At 40.8% G+C, this 16,958-nt stretch carries 16 protein-coding genes; all 16 read right to left on the bottom strand.

Features of this window, described 5'->3' with window-relative positions; genetic code table 11:
- Positions 1 to 16: 16 nt before the first annotated feature.
- The gene (gene flhA, locus MTCD1_RS09545; RefSeq protein WP_057180220.1) at positions 17 to 2,119 is read right to left on the bottom strand and encodes a flagellar biosynthesis protein FlhA; all 2,103 of its coding nucleotides are present in this window, start codon (positions 2,117 to 2,119) and stop codon (positions 17 to 19) included.
- A gap of 94 nt (positions 2,120 to 2,213) precedes the next feature.
- On the bottom strand, positions 2,214 to 3,344 hold the full coding sequence (gene flhB, locus MTCD1_RS09540) for a flagellar biosynthesis protein FlhB (protein ID WP_057180219.1): 1,131 nt from the start codon (positions 3,342 to 3,344) through the stop codon (positions 2,214 to 2,216).
- The gene (gene fliR / locus MTCD1_RS09535) at positions 3,345 to 4,127 is read right to left on the bottom strand and encodes a flagellar biosynthetic protein FliR (RefSeq protein ID WP_057180218.1); all 783 of its coding nucleotides are present in this window, start codon (positions 4,125 to 4,127) and stop codon (positions 3,345 to 3,347) included. It abuts the gene before it with no gap.
- Between the two features lie 61 nt (positions 4,128 to 4,188).
- On the bottom strand, positions 4,189 to 4,458 hold the full coding sequence (gene fliQ, locus MTCD1_RS09530) for a flagellar biosynthesis protein FliQ (protein WP_057180217.1): 270 nt from the start codon (positions 4,456 to 4,458) through the stop codon (positions 4,189 to 4,191).
- Between the two features lie 67 nt (positions 4,459 to 4,525).
- Positions 4,526 to 5,284, bottom strand: coding sequence for a flagellar type III secretion system pore protein FliP (gene fliP, locus MTCD1_RS09525; protein WP_057180216.1), 759 nt, complete (start codon positions 5,282 to 5,284; stop codon positions 4,526 to 4,528).
- A 128-nt stretch (positions 5,285 to 5,412) separates the two neighbouring features.
- Complete coding sequence (gene fliO, locus MTCD1_RS09520; RefSeq protein WP_231732979.1) at positions 5,413 to 6,006, bottom strand: flagellar biosynthetic protein FliO; 594 nt, start codon at positions 6,004 to 6,006, stop codon at positions 5,413 to 5,415.
- An 8-nt stretch (positions 6,007 to 6,014) separates the two neighbouring features.
- The gene (gene fliN / locus MTCD1_RS09515) at positions 6,015 to 6,413 is read right to left on the bottom strand and encodes a flagellar motor switch protein FliN (RefSeq protein WP_057180214.1); all 399 of its coding nucleotides are present in this window, start codon (positions 6,411 to 6,413) and stop codon (positions 6,015 to 6,017) included.
- A gap of 50 nt (positions 6,414 to 6,463) precedes the next feature.
- On the bottom strand, positions 6,464 to 7,528 hold the full coding sequence (gene fliM, locus MTCD1_RS09510; RefSeq protein ID WP_088568935.1) for a flagellar motor switch protein FliM: 1,065 nt from the start codon (positions 7,526 to 7,528) through the stop codon (positions 6,464 to 6,466).
- Positions 7,529 to 7,652: 124 nt separating this feature from the next.
- Positions 7,653 to 8,204: a flagellar basal body-associated protein FliL gene (gene fliL / locus MTCD1_RS09505; protein ID WP_057180212.1), complete on the bottom strand. Its 552-nt coding sequence runs from the start codon at positions 8,202 to 8,204 to the stop codon at positions 7,653 to 7,655.
- A 138-nt stretch (positions 8,205 to 8,342) separates the two neighbouring features.
- The gene (locus tag MTCD1_RS09500) at positions 8,343 to 10,625 is read right to left on the bottom strand and encodes a flagellar hook-length control protein FliK (RefSeq protein WP_057180211.1); all 2,283 of its coding nucleotides are present in this window, start codon (positions 10,623 to 10,625) and stop codon (positions 8,343 to 8,345) included.
- 191 nt (positions 10,626 to 10,816) lie between these two features.
- Entirely contained in the window at positions 10,817 to 11,254 is a 438-nt protein-coding gene (fliJ, locus tag MTCD1_RS09495; RefSeq protein WP_232300024.1) for a flagellar export protein FliJ, read from the bottom strand.
- A gap of 51 nt (positions 11,255 to 11,305) precedes the next feature.
- Positions 11,306 to 12,667, bottom strand: a complete 1,362-nt coding sequence (gene fliI / locus MTCD1_RS09490) for a flagellar protein export ATPase FliI (protein WP_057180209.1) — start codon at positions 12,665 to 12,667, stop codon at positions 11,306 to 11,308.
- 60 nt (positions 12,668 to 12,727) lie between these two features.
- Entirely contained in the window at positions 12,728 to 13,519 is a 792-nt protein-coding gene (gene fliH, locus MTCD1_RS09485; protein WP_057180208.1) for a flagellar assembly protein FliH, read from the bottom strand.
- Between the two features lie 42 nt (positions 13,520 to 13,561).
- Complete coding sequence (gene fliG / locus MTCD1_RS09480) at positions 13,562 to 14,617, bottom strand: flagellar motor switch protein FliG (RefSeq protein ID WP_057180207.1); 1,056 nt, start codon at positions 14,615 to 14,617, stop codon at positions 13,562 to 13,564.
- Positions 14,610 to 16,301 carry a flagellar basal-body MS-ring/collar protein FliF gene (fliF, locus tag MTCD1_RS09475; protein WP_231732983.1) on the bottom strand — a complete coding sequence of 564 codons (1,692 nt, stop codon included), beginning with the start codon at positions 16,299 to 16,301 and terminating at the stop codon, positions 14,610 to 14,612. Before fliF ends, fliG begins: the two co-directional genes overlap by 8 nt.
- A gap of 145 nt (positions 16,302 to 16,446) precedes the next feature.
- A complete protein-coding gene (fliE, locus tag MTCD1_RS09470) occupies positions 16,447 to 16,809 on the bottom strand; it encodes a flagellar hook-basal body complex protein FliE (protein ID WP_057180206.1) in 363 nt (120 codons plus the stop codon).
- Between the last annotated feature and the right edge of the window lie 149 nt (positions 16,810 to 16,958).

Genomic DNA, 16,958 nt, shown 5'->3' with positions numbered 1-16,958 from the left:
TACGTTTAACTTATTGTTATTGCCCAATAGCACTAACAATTTTAATTTGTTTGTCATCAGGGATTTCTTGATAAGAAATCACGCGTAAACTTGGTATGGTGTATTTAACAAACTTAGCCAAAACCTGACGCAAAATTCCCGACGTTAATAAAATTGGCGTATCTCCAGCCATTTCTTGCTGGTTTGCACCTTCAGTTAATGATTTTTGTAAGCGCTCCGCTAAACCAGGTTCAATTCCGGCACCATCATCTCCTGCCATTTGCATAGACTGATGCAACATCTGTTCCAATTCTGGAGCCAAAGTTATGACGGGTACTTCTTTTGCGGCACCAACCAGGTCTTGGATAATAAATTTTCTTAAACTTATTCGTACCGCTGCGGTGAGAACTTCAGCATCTTGGCTCTTCGGTCCATATTCAACCAGAGTTTGCACTATAGACCGCATATCACGTACCGCAACACCTTCGTTCATTAGGCTTTGTAGTACTTTAACAACCGTACCTAAAGTCAGGGTATCAGGAATAAAGCCTTCCACTAACTTAGGGTAGCTTTTAGCAAGTAAGTCCAATAAGTTTTGCACTTCTTCATGCCCTAACAACTGAGCAGCATTATTGGTTAATATCTGACTCAAATGCGTTGCTAACACGGTGGCCGAATCAACAACAGTGTAACCTAACGTTTGTGCTTGTTCACGTTGATTTTGATTAATCCAAGTAGCCTCAAGTCCAAAAGCTGGGTCTTTTGTGGCGACGCCATCAAGCTTACCAAAAACTTGTCCAGGATTAATGGCGAGCTCCTGATCATGACGAATTTCGGCACTGCCAACAACAACACCCATAAGCGATATTTGATAACTGTTTGGGTCCAAATCTAAATTATCTCGAATATGTACTGCAGGAACTAAAAAGCCGAATTCCTGGGATAACTTTTTTCGTACGCCTTTAATACGACTCAGTAGTTCACCACCTTGCGCTTTATCCACTAGGGGGATCAAACGGTAACCAATTTCTAGACCAATAATATCAACCTGATTGACATCATCCCAATCCAATTCTTTCACCTCTTCTTCTTGTTGTTGATGCTGCACTTGTTCTTCTTCAACTATTTTTTCTTGTGCAATTTTTTTGTTTTCTTTTTTTCTCGCGCCATAAAAAGCAGTGGCAGCAATAATGGCCGAAAATAATAAAAAGACAAAATGTGGCATGCCGGGGATAACCCCCATAACAAACATCACCCCTGCGGTAATATAAAGCGATTTTTCTTGGCCTAATTGGCTGCTAACTTGTTCGCCCATATCTTGGGAGGTATTTTGACGGGTTACAACAATAGCGGTACCAACAGATAATAATAAACCTGGTATTTGCGCAGCAAGGCCATCACCAATAGTCAGTACGGTATAAATTTCAACTGCCTCGCCGAAGGCTAGATCATGTTGCACCATACCAATGATTAAGCCACCAATAATATTAATGAACAAGATAAGAATGCCGGCAATGGCATCACCTTTGACAAATTTACTGGCACCATCCATTGAGCCATAAAAATCGGCTTCATTGGTTACTTCTATACGGCGTTCTTTTGCTTCTTCCTGAGTAATAAAACCCGCATTTAAGTCGGCATCAATGGCCATTTGTTTACCTGGCATGGCATCTAAGGTAAAACGCGCGGTCACTTCGGCAATGCGACCCGCACCTTTTGTGATAACAACAAAGTTGATAATAATTAAGATTAAAAATACCACTAAGCCGACCGCATAATTGCCACCAATAACGACGGAACCAAAGGCTTCAATAACTTTACCCGCGGCATCTGGGCCTTCATGACCTTCTAATAGCACTATCCGGGTACTGGCGACATTCAATGCTAAACGTAAAATAGTTGCCACGAGTAAAACGGCCGGGAAAGAGCCAAAATCAAGGGGTTTTAAGGTGTAAACAGTAATGAGTAAAACAACCAGAGAGAGTGCTATATTAAAAGAAAACAGGATATCTAATAACCAAGCGGGCATAGGTAACATAACCATGCCTAGGGCTGCCATGACCAGAATGGGGGTACCCAGCCCAGTCAGATGACGTAACTTCGATTTATCAAATTTATTAAAATAAGCGACTAATTGCATTACTACTTCATGATGTTTTTTTGACAGTTATCATGAGGTAGCAATTCTTATACCAAAAGAGCTTATTGGCTCTATTTACTTGTCTCTGTTGACGCTAATATTTAAATTCATCGGGGATAGGCAGATCTTTAGCAACAGGAATAGGTTTTTTAGCCTTACCTTTTTTATGCTCATTGAGCTGGAAGATAAAGGCCAACACTTGGGCAACAGCGGCAAACAGCTCTTCAGGGATATCTTCACCAACTTCGGCAGTATAATAAATTGAGCGTGCTAAGGCCGCTGATTGAATAATCTCAACTTGATGCTCTTTAGCAATGGTGCGGATATGTATGGCCATTTCATCAACACCTTTAGCGACCAACACTGGGGCTCCACCTACCGCGGCATCATATTTAAGCGCAATAGAAAAATGGGTAGGATTAGTGATGACAACATCCGAGTCGGGCACATCAGCCATCATACGTCGTTGTGACATTTCATATTGCGTCCGACGAATACGGCCTTTCATTTCAGGACTACCTTCTGAACTTTTATGTTCATCTTTAATTTCTTGCTTAGTCATTTTTAGTTGGCGGTTATGATTCCAAACTTGATACGGCGCATCAATAGCCACAATAATGCCTATCGATAAGGCCAACACTAAGAACATCCACAGCAGCATAGTCGTTGCATGTTCAAAGTTAGCCGGAATAGTTTCTCGACTTAACCCTAAAATTTGTTCAAACAAACCATTTAGTAATAAATAAGCAACAAAAAAAACCACACAGAACTTTAAAATTGATTTAAACAACTCGACCGCTGCTTGTACCCCGAACATTCTTTTAAAGCCAGCCATAGGGGAGAGCCGACTTGCTTTAGGCATCATCGCCTCCCACGAAAAACTCATACCACCAAGTAAAGTATTACCCACAAATGCCGCGATCATAATGATAACGAATATCCACATTAAGGGTGATACTAGCTGAAAGATACCATCATTTATCACTTTAAAAAGCGCATTGATATCCATGGCCTCTTCTCTCGTTAAGCTAAACATATGAGTCATCATATTAGCCATTGAGGTGGCTAAAGATTTCCCCATAAGTAACATGGCGCAAGCACTGCCAACCAAAACAAAAAAAGTGCCTAAATCTTTAGAGCGGGCAATTTGACCCTTTTTACGGGCATCGGTGAGTTTTTTTGCCGTGGGTTCTTCGCTTTTTTCACCACTATCAGAGTCAGCCATCTATGTGGCCTGACAATCAATAAGGTAGCAGCTAAAATCTAGTGCACGTTGCCACTGCAGTTCAAAGTGAGTGAGAAAATTACCAAAGGTTAGCCACATAATAAGTAAACCTGCCAGCATGGTGATGGGAAAGCCAATAGCAAAAATATTCAATTGCGGTGCGGCTCTGGTCATAATACCAAAGGAAAAATTTATCAATAACATCGCCGTTACTGGTGCTAAAGCAAGAGATAGCGCAGTAGCAAACATCCAACTGCCCCATTCAACGATTTCTCTATATTTGATGCTGGATAAATGCTCGGTCGGAATAGGTAAGGTGTCAAAGCTGGCGACAATAAAATGTAAATAAGCCAGATGTCCATCCATCACCCAAAATAGCAGTGAAGATAATATTAAAAAGAATTGGCCAACAGCTGGTACATTCATGCCGCTAGCGGGATCAACTAATGAAGCAAAACCAAGACCTGATTGCATGGCAATAATTTGCCCTGCCAAGGTAAAAGTGTTGACGACCATAATGGTGACAAAGCCAAGCATAATACCGATAATCATCTGTTGCCCCAGTAAGATAGCCGTATTGATAGACAGTAAATCAATATCTTTAACGGGTGGGATGGCCGGCATGATAGCAACGGTTATGGCTAAGGATAAAAAAAGTTTTACCCGCATTGGAATGGTTCTAGCACTAAAGCCTATCATGGTCATAACCAAGGCAGAGATCCGACTAAAGGGCAAAATAAGATCTGCCATAAATTGGTTAATAACGGACTCGGTAAATTCCATTACCGGCTACCGATATCGAGTATATTATCGGTAATAGTTAGCAATAACAAGATGTTAACCATTAGATAATGACACTAGGTATGCTAGCAATGAGCCTAATGGTATAGTCCATAATTTTTTGTAATAGCCAATGGCCGCCAAATATCAAAGAAAGTAAAGTGACAATTAATCTTGGTAAGAAGCTTAAGGTTTGCTCATTAATTGAAGTAGCTGCTTGAAAAACAGCCACAATTAAACCCACCGCAAGACTGGGTAAGATGATAGCACTTACTAGTACGATAACGAGTAATAAAGCATCACCTAGTATATCCACATAGATTTCAGGTCCCATAAGCTACTCTCTTGTATACCCAATTTTTCTTAAATGCTAGTGAAGCAAAGACAAGTTAGCAGTCTCGCTAACTACCCATACCATAGCTGGTTGCTATGGTACCAATAACAAGGTTCCAGCCATCAACCAAAACAAATAACATCAACTTAAAAGGTAAAGAGACAATCATGGGCGAAAGCATCATCATGCCCATGGCCATCAATATACTGGCGACAACCAAATCGATGATCAAAAAAGGTATAAATAATATAAAACCAATTTGAAAAGCGGTTTTTAATTCACTGATAATAAAAGCAGGGATAATGACGGTCATAGGTAAATCGGTTGGCTTATCTACCGCTTCAATACCAGCCATGCCGGCTAAGGTATCAAGATCCTTAATACGGGTTTGCTGCAACATAAAAGCACGCAGCGGTATCTTGCCCAGATTGATGGCTTCACTAGACGTTAACTGATCTGCTAAATAGGGTTGAATGGCCGTTTTATCTATTTGATTATATACTGGCGTCATTATGAACAGTGTCATAAAAAGCGTCAGTCCAATTATCACTTGATTCGATGGTGTTTGCTGAAGACCAATAGCTTGTCGTAAAATGGACATAATCACCACAATTCGAGTAAATGAGGTCATCATTATGATAGCAGCAGGGATAAAACTTAGCGCAGTCATAAAAATCAATATTTGTAGATTTACTGAATACTCTTGCGAGCCATCAGGGTTTGTAGTGAGCGTTAAGGCCGACAACGATAGATCACCGGCAAGAGCGTCAAAACTCATACTGAGTAAGGATAAAGCTATGATGATGAATAACGAAATTCTTTTCATGGTTCCCTGAACGTCCTAAATTTATAAGCCTAAGTTAACGGCAAACTGTTAAATAATATGATGTTGATTTTATCTAATAACAAGTGGTCAATTAAGGCACTTGTTATAACTTTTAAAAACAATAGCCACTACGACTTTTTAGCTAACAAAAAAGATAATATATTTTTAGGTAAATCTGCCGTATTAATACTTTGCTGAGCTAATGGCTCTGATAACTTGTCCAACAAGCTGATTTTTTGAGCGGTAACGCCTAGCAGTAATTGTTGCTCACCCACTTGCACTACTATCAACCGCTCTTTATTCCCTAACGACAAGCTGGTGATGACTTTAAGTTGACTAATGCCTTGTTGGGAAAAATTAAAGCGCTTAAGTACAAATGCACAGCTAATAATTAACGCTAAAACCATCAACAAAGATAAGATCATTCTGCCTGAATCCATGTTAGCCATAACATGCTTACCTACCTCAGGGCTATTATTTACCGTTTTGTCGTCTAAAAAAATGGGTCGAGTTACTCCTTCAGGGCCAGTGTCATTATCCGCTAAAAACTTTTGAGCAATAGCCTGCGCTACCGCGATTTTTTCATTGGGGATATTTTCAGTGGTATTACTTTCGGCTAAAGCCAGTAAAGAGAGGAAATAACAACTAATAGCTAAGAATATACGTATTGTTTTTATTATCATAGAGCAGATATCTTTATTCATAGCAAGGGAAACGCTCATAATTTGAGCTACTTTAATTTTTTGATACGTTCAACTTGGCTAATCACGTCGGTTAAGCGAATACCAAACTTATCATTCACCACAACAACTTCACCGTGGGCTATTAAGGTGCCATTCACCATAACATCAAGTGACTCACCCGCTACCCGGTCTAATTCAACCACTGAGCCTTGGTTCAATTGCAATAAATTTCGAATGCTAATATGACTTCGGCCTACTTCCATAGAAATTGTCACCGGTATATCTAAAATAGTATCAAGCTTCCGCTTTTCTTCACCGGTAATAGGCGATTCTTCCTCGGTTAGCTCTTCAAGCTCTACCGTTTTTGCACCGGCGGTTTTGGCTTCAGCTTGTTCATCTAGCGCCTCATCCCACATACTTAGGTCTTCATCTTTGTCGTTACTCATACCACTGGCCTCAATTTATAAATTTTGTTCATCTAGGTCGACTTATTCGTTTATAAGTCTTCGTCAAGCAGGTGCAGTTCAGCATCACTATCAAGGCGTTTACCACCTTTGGTTAAAATGGTTAATTCAGATTTAACTGACTCAGGTCGTTTGATTTTCGATACAATTTTCAAGGTGACATTATCTCGACTTCGTCCTAACTTAGCTCTAAAAGTCGGTAGATCTTCAATGAGTACGATAATGTGCTCAGGCATTTCAATGGGTATAATATCCCCAACTCGTAATTCCATAATTTGACGTAAAGGTATATCAACCTCAATAAACCTAGTATTAATAGCTACTGGCACATCCATAATTTCATCACGCAATGCCTTTGACCAACGCATATCGGTGTCTTCTTTATCACTTTGCACACCCGCATCAAGTAACTCACGTATAGGCTCGAGCATTGAGTAAGGCAAAGCGATGTGGAAATCGCCACCACCGCCATCTAACTCAATATGGAAGGAGCTGATAACCACCACCTCTGTTGGGCTGACAATATTTGCCATAGACGGGTTAACTTCAGAGTCTAAATACTCAAAGGAAATATCCATTACCGGTGACCAAGCTTCTTTATAATCTTCAAAAATAAGCTTTAACAGCATTTGAATAATACGGCGCTCTGTCGGGGTAAATTCACGACCTTCAATTTTTGCATGATAGCGGCCATCGCCACCAAAAAAATTATCGACTAGAATAAAAACTAAGCGCGCTTCCATGGTAATTAATGCCGTACCTTTTAACGGACGAAAACGCACCATGTTCAGACTTGTCGGCACAAACAAGGTATGTATGTACTCACCAAACTTAATCATCTGAATGCCATTAATAGACACCTCAGCCGTACGGCGCATCATATTAAATAAGCTGATACGCATATGGCGAGCAAAACGTTCGTTGACCATTTCCAATGTTGGCATTCGGCCACGAACAATACGATCCTGTGAAGAGAAGTCATAATCAGTGGGGCCGTCATGGTCTTGCACGACATCCTCAACTATTTCCTCATCTTCAACATCATCAACACCATGTAATAAGGCATCAATCTCGTCTTGGGATAATAAATCACTCACTCGATAGTCTCTTTCATTGTTATCAATATAAGTATCAATATCAGTAGCAATTTCACTTACTACTGAATGATTACTTTAACGCTATTAATTTGTACTGCTAACTTGTGCTGCTATGCTCAGCTAGCTATTGCATGACAAAACCAGTAAATAGTACTTTTTCTACGGTTTTATCACCTTCGACATCTGTCATGATTTTTTGAACAGCCGCTAATGACTGCTGCTTTAAAGCGATTTTCCCGGCACTTGTTGCCAAATCATCAGCGTTGGCTTGAGAGAAAACACTCAGTAAAGTACTTTCAATTAACGGAATATGCATTTTGGCATTCTCTTCATTATCACCACCGCGAACAAGTAATTGCACACGTATTTCGACAAAACGGTCGCGCGCTGCGCCAGGAACATTAAAACGAAAGGCTCTAGGCATTGGCACATATAAAGCGGTACCCAAATGAGCGCTTGAGCTAGCTTCAACTACTTTAGCTTCACTGCCCTCACTATCTAATGCGGCGGTAATGTCTGCTTGACTTGCATCACTACCACTCATAAAGAAGTAACCCGCTGCTGCGCCCACAAGTAAAACCACGACAGCAATAATGATGATGATCATTTTTTTATTTTTACCTGAGTTATCTAGCTCTAACTCACCTTCTTTACCATTTTCTTTTTCGTCTGCCATGAGAATCCTTTAAATTTACCGCCATTAATAGTCAAAATAATAGTGACTAATGAATGACATAGTATTTATTGATAGACTATATCCTTGAATAGTCTTCGAGCCAATGTGTTTTCACCAACTTAACTTCATTTTAGTCAATTAAGCGTAGTAATCTACGCCCGTTGTCGAAGAATCGAACAACTTAGCGGATAAAGCTAGCGTATGCTCGTCTTCGTCTACCTTAGTTAACAATGCTGCTGGGTCATTACCTTGCTTTAAATTATTCTTATCATTATTTTCCTGCTGACTTTGTTGCTCAACAGTAGCGTCGCCGACATCGACACCCTGCTCCGCCAACATATCTCTTAATTTCTGCATATTCTGCTCTAATGCTTCTTTTGCTTGCTGGTTTTGCACGACAAAATTAACCGTAGCTTGCTCACCTTGCAAATTAACGCGTACCTGCATATTACCAAACTCAGGTGGGTCCAAGATGATATCAAATTGCTGTAACTTCTGGCTGATCATAATCATGACTTTATCTTTTACCGCATCGGCAAAATCTTTTCTATAAATAGCGATGCTTTCTTGCTGCAGTTGCACCTTGTTTTTCTGGATTTGTGCGATATCACTGGCAACATTATGACTTAGCACTTCAACTGCTTGATGCTCAATATAGGCATCAGTGCTTTGTTTGGCTTGTGTTGCTTGCATGGTTAACGCTTGTGACTCAGAGAAAGAACGTGTGGCAAGATTGTCACTAACCTTGCTGGTTGTTTTCATGCCTTGCTCGACCGGTTGCTCTTGTGACAACAGCAGAGCTTCAGCATACTCAGTATCATCAATAGCTTGTTGCTGCTGAGCCTGTTGCAACCCTTGAACTTGAGCATTGCTCAAGTTCACTTGTTTAGCTTGAACAGCTACGGGCTGTTCTTTAGCGGTAATTTCATGCGGTATTATCGCCGGTGTAGTTCGTTCTGCTATTGCTTTATCGGCACTAATATTACTTAATATTGAGTGAACCGAGCTAGTGTCTAACTCGGCTTTTTCAGCGAATATTGCTTGTTGCTGCTGAGCCTGTTGCAACCCTTGAACTTGAGCATTGCTCAAGTTCACTTGTTTAGCTTGAACAGCTACGGGCTGTTCTTTAGCGGTAATTTCATGCGGTATTATCGCCGGTGTAGTTCGTTCTGCTATTGCTTTATCGGCACTAATATTACTTAATATTGAGTGAACCGAGCTAGTCTCCAACTCGGATTTTGCAGCGAATTGTTGCTCATTTTTGCTAGCTTTATTTGGCACAGCCTCGAGTGTATGGTTCGCTACTTTAGTAACAGAAGGTACCTGTTTTTCAGTTGCATCCGATGTGGAAACTGGCAATTCAGCACTATTTTTACCTGGGGGTTTAGCTGATAAAGTGACATTTTTTTCACTTAGGTGCGCTTTAGTTTTAGCTAATGACTCTTTTGCTAATGGGTCTTTAGCTAATGGGTCTTTAGCCAGAAGCTGCACCTCTGCGGCGGTTAGCTTATCATTACCAATAGGCTCAACGGGCAATTGGTATAAACCCGAGTCTACTTGCTCGGTAATTTGGCTTTTATTGGTTGCTGAAATACTGGCCGCTAAATCGCTTACTTTATTATTATTCAGTTGAGCTGCAGTTAACTGGGCATTCGTTAACTGCTCGCTAGTTATACTTTGATTGTTGCTGATGCTTTGCAGTGATTGTTGGTAATTTTTTAGTAGTTGCTCGCCTGGTTGCTGCGCAAAATCAACATTTTTTAGCTGGCTTTGAGCGAGTAATTCCTCTTTTGAAAACGCCTTGAGCTTATGTTCAAAGCTAAGTTCAACAGTATTTCGTGCATTTAATTTACCCTTTTCATCAGCGTCTGTTACGCTGCTATCCTGTTTAGCCTCGGCAATACCGACTTTACTCTTGTTGGCTTGAATAATTTGTTGGCTATTAACGGGCTCACTCTTTGTTGATTTTTCGGCCGTATTAGTTAACGTTTGATCGCTATTATAAAGCAGTGCAATAAACTGCTCAGACTCAGCTAAGGCGTCATTATTAGCTGAGTCTGCTGTAGTTTTATCATCTGCTGTCGCCAAAACATTATTTGCGGGCGAGTGTTCGCTATTATCTTGATTGGCACTATCAGCACGAACTTCCGCTGAATAGTCACTTTCTTGGCGACTTTCGACTTCATCTGTGTCATTTTTGCCGTTGGCGGCAACATCATTACCAAGCGTTGCCGAAGCTGATGCAATTTCTCCTTGAGACTCTTTATCACTGGTCACGTTACTTTCATCGCTGACATGTTGGGCAACCAAACGAGAAAACTCGGCCTCATTAGCTCGTTCACCGGAAGGTACGGGATTGTTTTTGGCTTTTAAATCAGTATCTTGTGATAAAAAAACAGGTGAAACGTTTGCTGATTGCATAGTTATTCCAATCGTTGAAATTAGCTAAAATAATAAAAACCACACTGTCTATTACTGACTATTGCCACGGTAACTTTCATCTGTGCGCGATATAAACTCTGTACTAGCGCTTTGCTAGCTGGTCTCTATACTATGTAAAGCAATAATCATTCCAGTTATTAAATTTATAACGGATGTTATAGCCAAAATAACTAACGTAAAGCGCGTCGAACAAATTGTTGAGTCGCTATTTCATCAAACATTTTTTGTTCAGCTCTTTGTGCTGCTACCGCCATTTTTTGCAAACGTTTATCACGTAATAGCTCCACGGCTTTCACCTTTTGCCTTTGTTTAAGCCAAATACTTTTACTTTGCTCAACCAGTGCTTTGGCTTGTCGCATAGCAATTTCCACCTGCTTGGCCGCGGTATCAAGTTTGGCGATAAAAGCATGGTAATGTCTATAAGTGGCACTGTCTAAGCCCTGCTCTGCTCGTTGACTTAATCGTTTCATGTATTCTAAGCGGTAGTCTGCCACACCTTGTAAACGGGTAATATTTTGTTGATACTCATTTTCAGCTAATTTCAATTGATCGGCACAACGTTGCTCGTTGTCTTTTTCAAACTTTAATATGGTATCAAGTTGCTTCATTGCCATCTGCTGTACTCTTTTAAGTCAATACTTTTGTATCTATACCAACAACTAGCTCTTTGCTTGCTGTTTATTTTGCGCATGTGCCGCAGCAATAATTTCTTTCATCTGAGCAATACTTTGCTCATAAGGAATAATTTCAGTAATCTTTTGCTGTAAAAAAAAGTTGATCACTGGTAGCACGTTTATCGCCTGATCAATGCGTGGGTCATTGCCCTTGGTGTAAGCACCTATGGCAATAAGGTCTTTATTTTGCTGATAAAGGGAATACATTTGCTTTAACTGCTTGGCCAAATCTTGATGTTCGTCATCAGTGACCATAGGCATAACCCGTGATATAGAGCCTTCAATATTCACCGCGGGGTAATGTCCTGCATCGGCTAACTCTCGAGACAAGACCACATGGCCATCTAAAATAGCGCGCGCCGCATCCGCAATAGGGTCTTGTAAGTCATCACCTTCGGTTAATACCGTATAAAATGCCGTTATAGAGCCTTGCCCTTCACCGCCATTGCCGGCACGTTCAACTAATTGCGGTAATTTAGAAAAAACTGACGGCGGATAGCCTTTAGTTGCGGGTGGTTCACCTACTGCTAAGGCAATTTCACGCTGTGCCTGCGCGTAACGTGTTAATGAATCAAGCAGTAACAATACATCTAAACCTTGATCGCGAAAATACTCGCTTATTTGAACTGCCGTTTCACAACCTTTAAGGCGCATTAAAGGGGAATTATCTGCCGGAGCGGCAACAACAACGGCGCGCTTAAGCCCTTCTTCACCTAAAATTTCTTCAATAAATTCTTTTACTTCTCGGCCACGCTCCCCCACTAAACCAACCACAACAACATCGGCCGATGTCCCCCGTGTCATCATGCCCATAAGGACACTTTTACCAACACCTGAGCCAGCAAACAACCCCATGCGTTGGCCTTTACCAATGGTGATAAAGCTATTGATAGAGCGTACACCAACATCAAGTACCTCGGTGATGGCTCGTCGCGATAATGGGTTCATGGGTTTACTATCATGATGATAATCATCATCTGATTTTATCGGCCCTTTACCATCAATGGGTTTGCCGACACCGTTGATTACCCGGCCGAGTAGGTCCATGGATAAAGGTACTTTAAATTTACTGGAAATAGGTAACACTCGTGCGCCAGGCATAACACCACGAAGGCTTTCTTCTGGCATTAAGTAGGTAATGTCTTGAGCAAAACCAACAACCTCAGCAAGTAAATCACCGTGTGCTGTTTCAACAAGACATTGACTACCAACATGTGCTTTCACGCCTACGGCTTCTAGGGTTAAACCGACAACACGCACTAACCTACCGGCAACGGGCGCTTTAAAGTCATGAATAAATTTTTGACTGTTTTTAAAGCGCTCGGTTAGACGTAAGCTATCAACCATAGTGTTTATTTACCTTAAGATAAAAAGTTAAAACGAAAAACAATCAAGCGCGACAAAAAATTAAGAGCTTTGATGTAAAGCATCTTGAAAGAAAGGTTCCAGCACTTGCTTTAGCCTTGCTTTCATTTGCAGGTCGATATTTGAGGTGCTGTTTTCTATTTGGCAGCTACCTTGAGGCAGTTGGGGTGCTGGCAGTAAACGCCAACCTTGCTCGGCAATATGCTCAGCGCCAAATTGAGCTTCGACTAGGCTAATATCGTTTGGGTTTAAACATATTTGTGTTTGAGCATCACTACTAGGTAAACTTTTGATGCCAGTAGTTATTGCCGTCATTAAAATGTCAGGGTTAGTTTTAGCTTCATGTAAAACCACAGCTTCTGTTAGCTGTAAAACCAAATTAAGAAGCTGTTCTTCGACATTTTTTTCCACACTTGCTAGTGGTAGGTGTAATTGTTCAATTAATTTTTGCCAACGATCACTTTGTTGTTCAATTTCCTCCTTGCCTTGGGTTAAACCTTGCTCAGTACCTTCGGCAATACCTTGTTTTGTTCCCTCTGCTAACCCTTTAGCTTTACCTTCTTCAAAACCTTTAGTGAAGCCTTCTTCCTTACCTTGATTAAAGCCTTCTTCACTGGCGGCTATACGAATATCGTCAATTTCTTGCGCTGTCAGTGGTTGTGGCTCAACTTCTTCAGACTCTGGTGGTTCATAAACCCAGTGACTTTTTTGACCAAAAGCATTGGTTATATTTTTATCTTCTGAGCTAGCTTGCCCTTGGATATTTGGCAAAGGCCAAGCGTCCATGGCGCTCTCTTGTGACGCTTTTATAATACGAACTGGTGATTTTGACATTTAGTGTACCCTTATTCTCTGCTGAGCTAAGCTAGTTTCATCTTATAAAAACTCATCGCCACCGCCACCACCGCCCAGCATAATCTCGCCTGCGTCGGATAATCGTCGTGCCACCGCCAAAATTTCTTTTTGCGCTGCTTCCACTTCGCTTATACGTACAGGGCCCATAGCTTCTAGATCATCGACCATCATTTCCGCCGCACGTTTAGACATATTACTCATTATCTTATCTTTTAACGCTTCATCAGTACCTTTAATCGCTTTCATTAAGGCCTCTTGCTGTACTTCGCGTAAGATAGCTTGCATGCCACGATCATCAACATCGGCAAGGTTTTCAAAGACAAACATCAAGTCTTGAATTTGCTGACTCATTTCTTCATCGTTTTCACGGATGGAGTCCATTAACATACCTTCAACATTCGTCTCTAGGTAGTTCATGATATCTGCAGCGGCTTTTAAGCCGCCCATTTTCGCTGCTTGTGCGCCAGCTTGACCCGCGAATTGTTTCTCCATAATCTCATTTAATTCTTGCAAGGCTGCTGGTTGCACTTCTTCTAAATTAGCAATACGCATCATTAAGTCTAAACGGACTTTATCGGTGAATTGACTCATGATCTCAGCAGATTGCTCTGGCTCAAGGTATGATAAAACAATGGTTTGAATTTGAGGATGTTCATTACGAATTATGTTGGCTACTTGTTTAGAGTCCATCCATTTTAATGAATCAAGACCTTTAGCACCACCACCCATGACAATTTGATCAATTAAATTACCGGCTTTGTCTTCACCAAGTGCCGCGGTTAATGCTTTTCGAACAAACTCTTCACTTTTGAAACCAATGGTAGAGAAATTTTGTATTTCATGAATAAAGAGTTTATGTACCGCGGTGATTTTTTCTTGGGTAAAATCTTGCATTGCCGCCATAACAGTACCCACTTGCTGTACTTGTTTTGGCTCAAGGTGCTTTAATATTTGTGCAGCATCTTCTTCAGATAGGCTAAGCAATAAAATGGCCGCTTTTTCTGCGCCTTCTAATTTTTCTACATCGAAGCCTACCGGGGCTGCGGCTAATTCGCCGACTTCTTGTTCATCACTCATCTTCGTTCAACCAACTTTTCACTACTTGCGATGATAATTCTGGCTCATTTGCTACTAGCGCACGAACCGCTTTAAGTATATCTTCGTCTCGGTGAAGATCAGGTAACTGTAGACTGCCATCTGGTGCAAAACCTACCGCACCCGCATCAAATTCTGAGGTCAGCATATCCATAGTTTCATCACCTAAATCAATATGGCTATCCAGTGATTTATCACCATAATCTTCTGGTGCTCGTTCCGGGTAGATTAAACGTTTCAGCATTGGACGAACAACAGCCAATATTAAAACGATGATAACCAAGGCGCCTAATACTAATTTTAGCACTTTTACAAACCAAGGTTGTTGCCAGATAGGGATCTCAGCGACAACGCCAAAATCGGGACGATTAAAATGAATGGTTAGCACTTCTAAAACATCGCCTCGTTGCAAATCAAAACCAATACTACCCTGTAATAATCGTCGAATACTAGCAATTTCCACAGTGGAACGAGGTACTAAACTAGCAACTGGAGCATCGACACCAGATTCAGTGGCTGCTGTGGCAGTGCTGGCAACATAATCAAGTGCCACAGAAACACTGACACGCTTGATAATACCGGTTTGTGACCTAGTATAACTAATCGATTCATCAAGCTCATAATTTTTAGTCGACTCTGTATGCCTTCTACTCGGCATACTTTTCTTTTGACCACCAATGGCATTTTCAGGTATAGAGGATTCAATAGGAGGTTGGTTGGTTAACGCGCCGGGGATGCCACCTAATAAGCCACCTATATTAGTGCTTTCAATACTCATCTCACTACGCAATGCTGGTAAGTCAGCGTTATAACGGCGTGATGTTTCTTCAACATTGGTAAAATCCATGGAGACATCAACTTGTGCGGTATAATTTCCTAAACCAACAATGGGGATAAGAATGCCATCAATTTTGTTTAGGTACTCATGTTCACGCTTTTGTTCAATTTCAAACTCTTTACGTGAGCGTGATGAAATCGAATTTTGTGAACCTGAATTAAGTAAACGACCGTTTTGATCAGTAACCGTGACCCGGTTTGGCCTTAAACCTTGCACGGCCGAAGCAATAATATCAACCACAGCATCAACTTCTTCATCGGATAAAATCTTGCCGCGTCGCATAGTTAACACTACAGTAGCGGATGGGGTTTTTTCGCGCCGAGCAAAGACATTCTCACGTGGGATAGCTAATAAAACTCTAGCACGGCTAATACTATTTAGTTGTTCTACCGTGTTAGCTAATTGTTGCTCTCTGCCATACTTTAATCGTTCTCGCTCAAGGCGTTGACTAACGCCAAAGCCCATATCTTGCATTAAAATATTTTCACCTTGTGAAACCTCATCGGTTAAGCCTTCACGAGCAAGTAATAACTTAACATGTTGATATTCATCGGTAGGTACTGAAATAGTGTTATTTTCTTGACGGTATTCTACTTGATTTTCATCAAGGTAATCCATGGTTTTAATAAGCTGCTGCGTTGGTAATTTTGTCAAAATACGATACTCAGGCTCATTGGCCAGCATAATAACAAATACCGCAATAGCTAAACAAATCGCCAAGGCCACCACAATGGTAATTTGTCTTAAAATATCAACATTACCTAATGATGCAGCAAAGCCGGATTTTTGCTCTTCCATTCCCGCGCTATCAGCTTCACTGGCGATCATATCACCATCGCTATCAGCTGCTACCATTGCGTTTGTATCTGCCACTTCACTTCTCCGCTGTACTGTTTTTTACGACAAAATTTATTTAATAACTTAGGGTAACTTAATTCAGATACTCAGATTTAACTGATGTAAGCCAGTTAAATTATACTGGCATGCTCATAATCTCTTTATAGGCTTCAACAAACTTATTGCGTATTTGCACCGTTGCATCTAAGGCGATACCTGATTTAGAGGAAGCAATCATCACTTCAGCCAGGGTGACGTTAGAATCGCCCATTTCAAAGGATCTTTTCAGTTGCCCTGATTCTTGTTGTAATTCATTAACGCTATTTAAGGCATCTGTTAGCATATTACCAAAATTACTGCTTGAGTCGTTGATTTTTCCCACGCTGCTATCAGCAAGACCATTAACACCCATGGCATCAACCGAGGGTAATTTGTTACCCATAGCTTGTAGCGACATACTTTGCATTTGGCTATAGAGAGAGTTACTTTTGATATCCATAGTGCGCTCACTTTTGTCAATTTTTTTACGTTAAATTAGGTATAACAATGTGACTGCAAGCATAGTGCCAAAAACGTTATTTAGTTTTACCAAGGGGGGGAGCAGGAAAAAATCAAAAGCTACTTTACTAAGGGATAGCAATAATAGCT

Source organism: Colwellia marinimaniae (assembly GCF_002207865.1).
GTDB lineage: Bacteria > Pseudomonadota > Gammaproteobacteria > Enterobacterales > Alteromonadaceae > Colwellia > Colwellia marinimaniae.
Note: the sequence above shows the minus strand (reverse complement) of the source record. Positions and strands in the feature narration are given on the sequence as shown.

Excerpts from the sequence above, each read along its gene's own strand:
- fliN (WP_057180214.1), bottom strand. The coding sequence starts at position 6,413 with ATGAGTAACGACAAAGATGAAGACCTAAGTATGTGGGATGAGGCGCTA.
- fliE (WP_057180206.1), bottom strand. The coding sequence starts at position 16,809 with ATGGATATCAAAAGTAACTCTCTCTATAGCCAAATGCAAAGTATGTCG.
- fliR (WP_057180218.1), bottom strand. The coding sequence starts at position 4,127 with ATGGAATTTACCGAGTCCGTTATTAACCAATTTATGGCAGATCTTATT.
- fliL (WP_057180212.1), bottom strand. The coding sequence starts at position 8,204 with ATGGCAGACGAAAAAGAAAATGGTAAAGAAGGTGAGTTAGAGCTAGAT.
- fliF (WP_231732983.1), bottom strand. The coding sequence starts at position 16,301 with ATGATCGCCAGTGAAGCTGATAGCGCGGGAATGGAAGAGCAAAAATCC.
- fliP (WP_057180216.1), bottom strand. The coding sequence starts at position 5,284 with ATGAAAAGAATTTCGTTATTCATCATCATAGCTTTATCCTTACTCAGT.
- fliH (WP_057180208.1), bottom strand. The coding sequence starts at position 13,519 with ATGTCAAAATCACCAGTTCGTATTATAAAAGCGTCACAAGAGAGCGCC.
- fliI (WP_057180209.1), bottom strand. The coding sequence starts at position 12,667 with ATGGTTGATAGCTTACGTCTAACCGAGCGCTTTAAAAACAGTCAAAAA.
- fliJ (WP_232300024.1), bottom strand. The coding sequence starts at position 11,254 with ATGAAGCAACTTGATACCATATTAAAGTTTGAAAAAGACAACGAGCAA.
- fliQ (WP_057180217.1), bottom strand. The coding sequence starts at position 4,458 with ATGGGACCTGAAATCTATGTGGATATACTAGGTGATGCTTTATTACTC.
- flhB (WP_057180219.1), bottom strand. The coding sequence starts at position 3,344 with ATGGCTGACTCTGATAGTGGTGAAAAAAGCGAAGAACCCACGGCAAAA.
- MTCD1_RS09500 (WP_057180211.1), bottom strand. The coding sequence starts at position 10,625 with ATGCAATCAGCAAACGTTTCACCTGTTTTTTTATCACAAGATACTGAT.
- flhA (WP_057180220.1), bottom strand. The coding sequence starts at position 2,119 with ATGCAATTAGTCGCTTATTTTAATAAATTTGATAAATCGAAGTTACGT.
- fliO (WP_231732979.1), bottom strand. The coding sequence starts at position 6,006 with ATGAGCGTTTCCCTTGCTATGAATAAAGATATCTGCTCTATGATAATA.
- fliG (WP_057180207.1), bottom strand. The coding sequence starts at position 14,617 with ATGAGTGATGAACAAGAAGTCGGCGAATTAGCCGCAGCCCCGGTAGGC.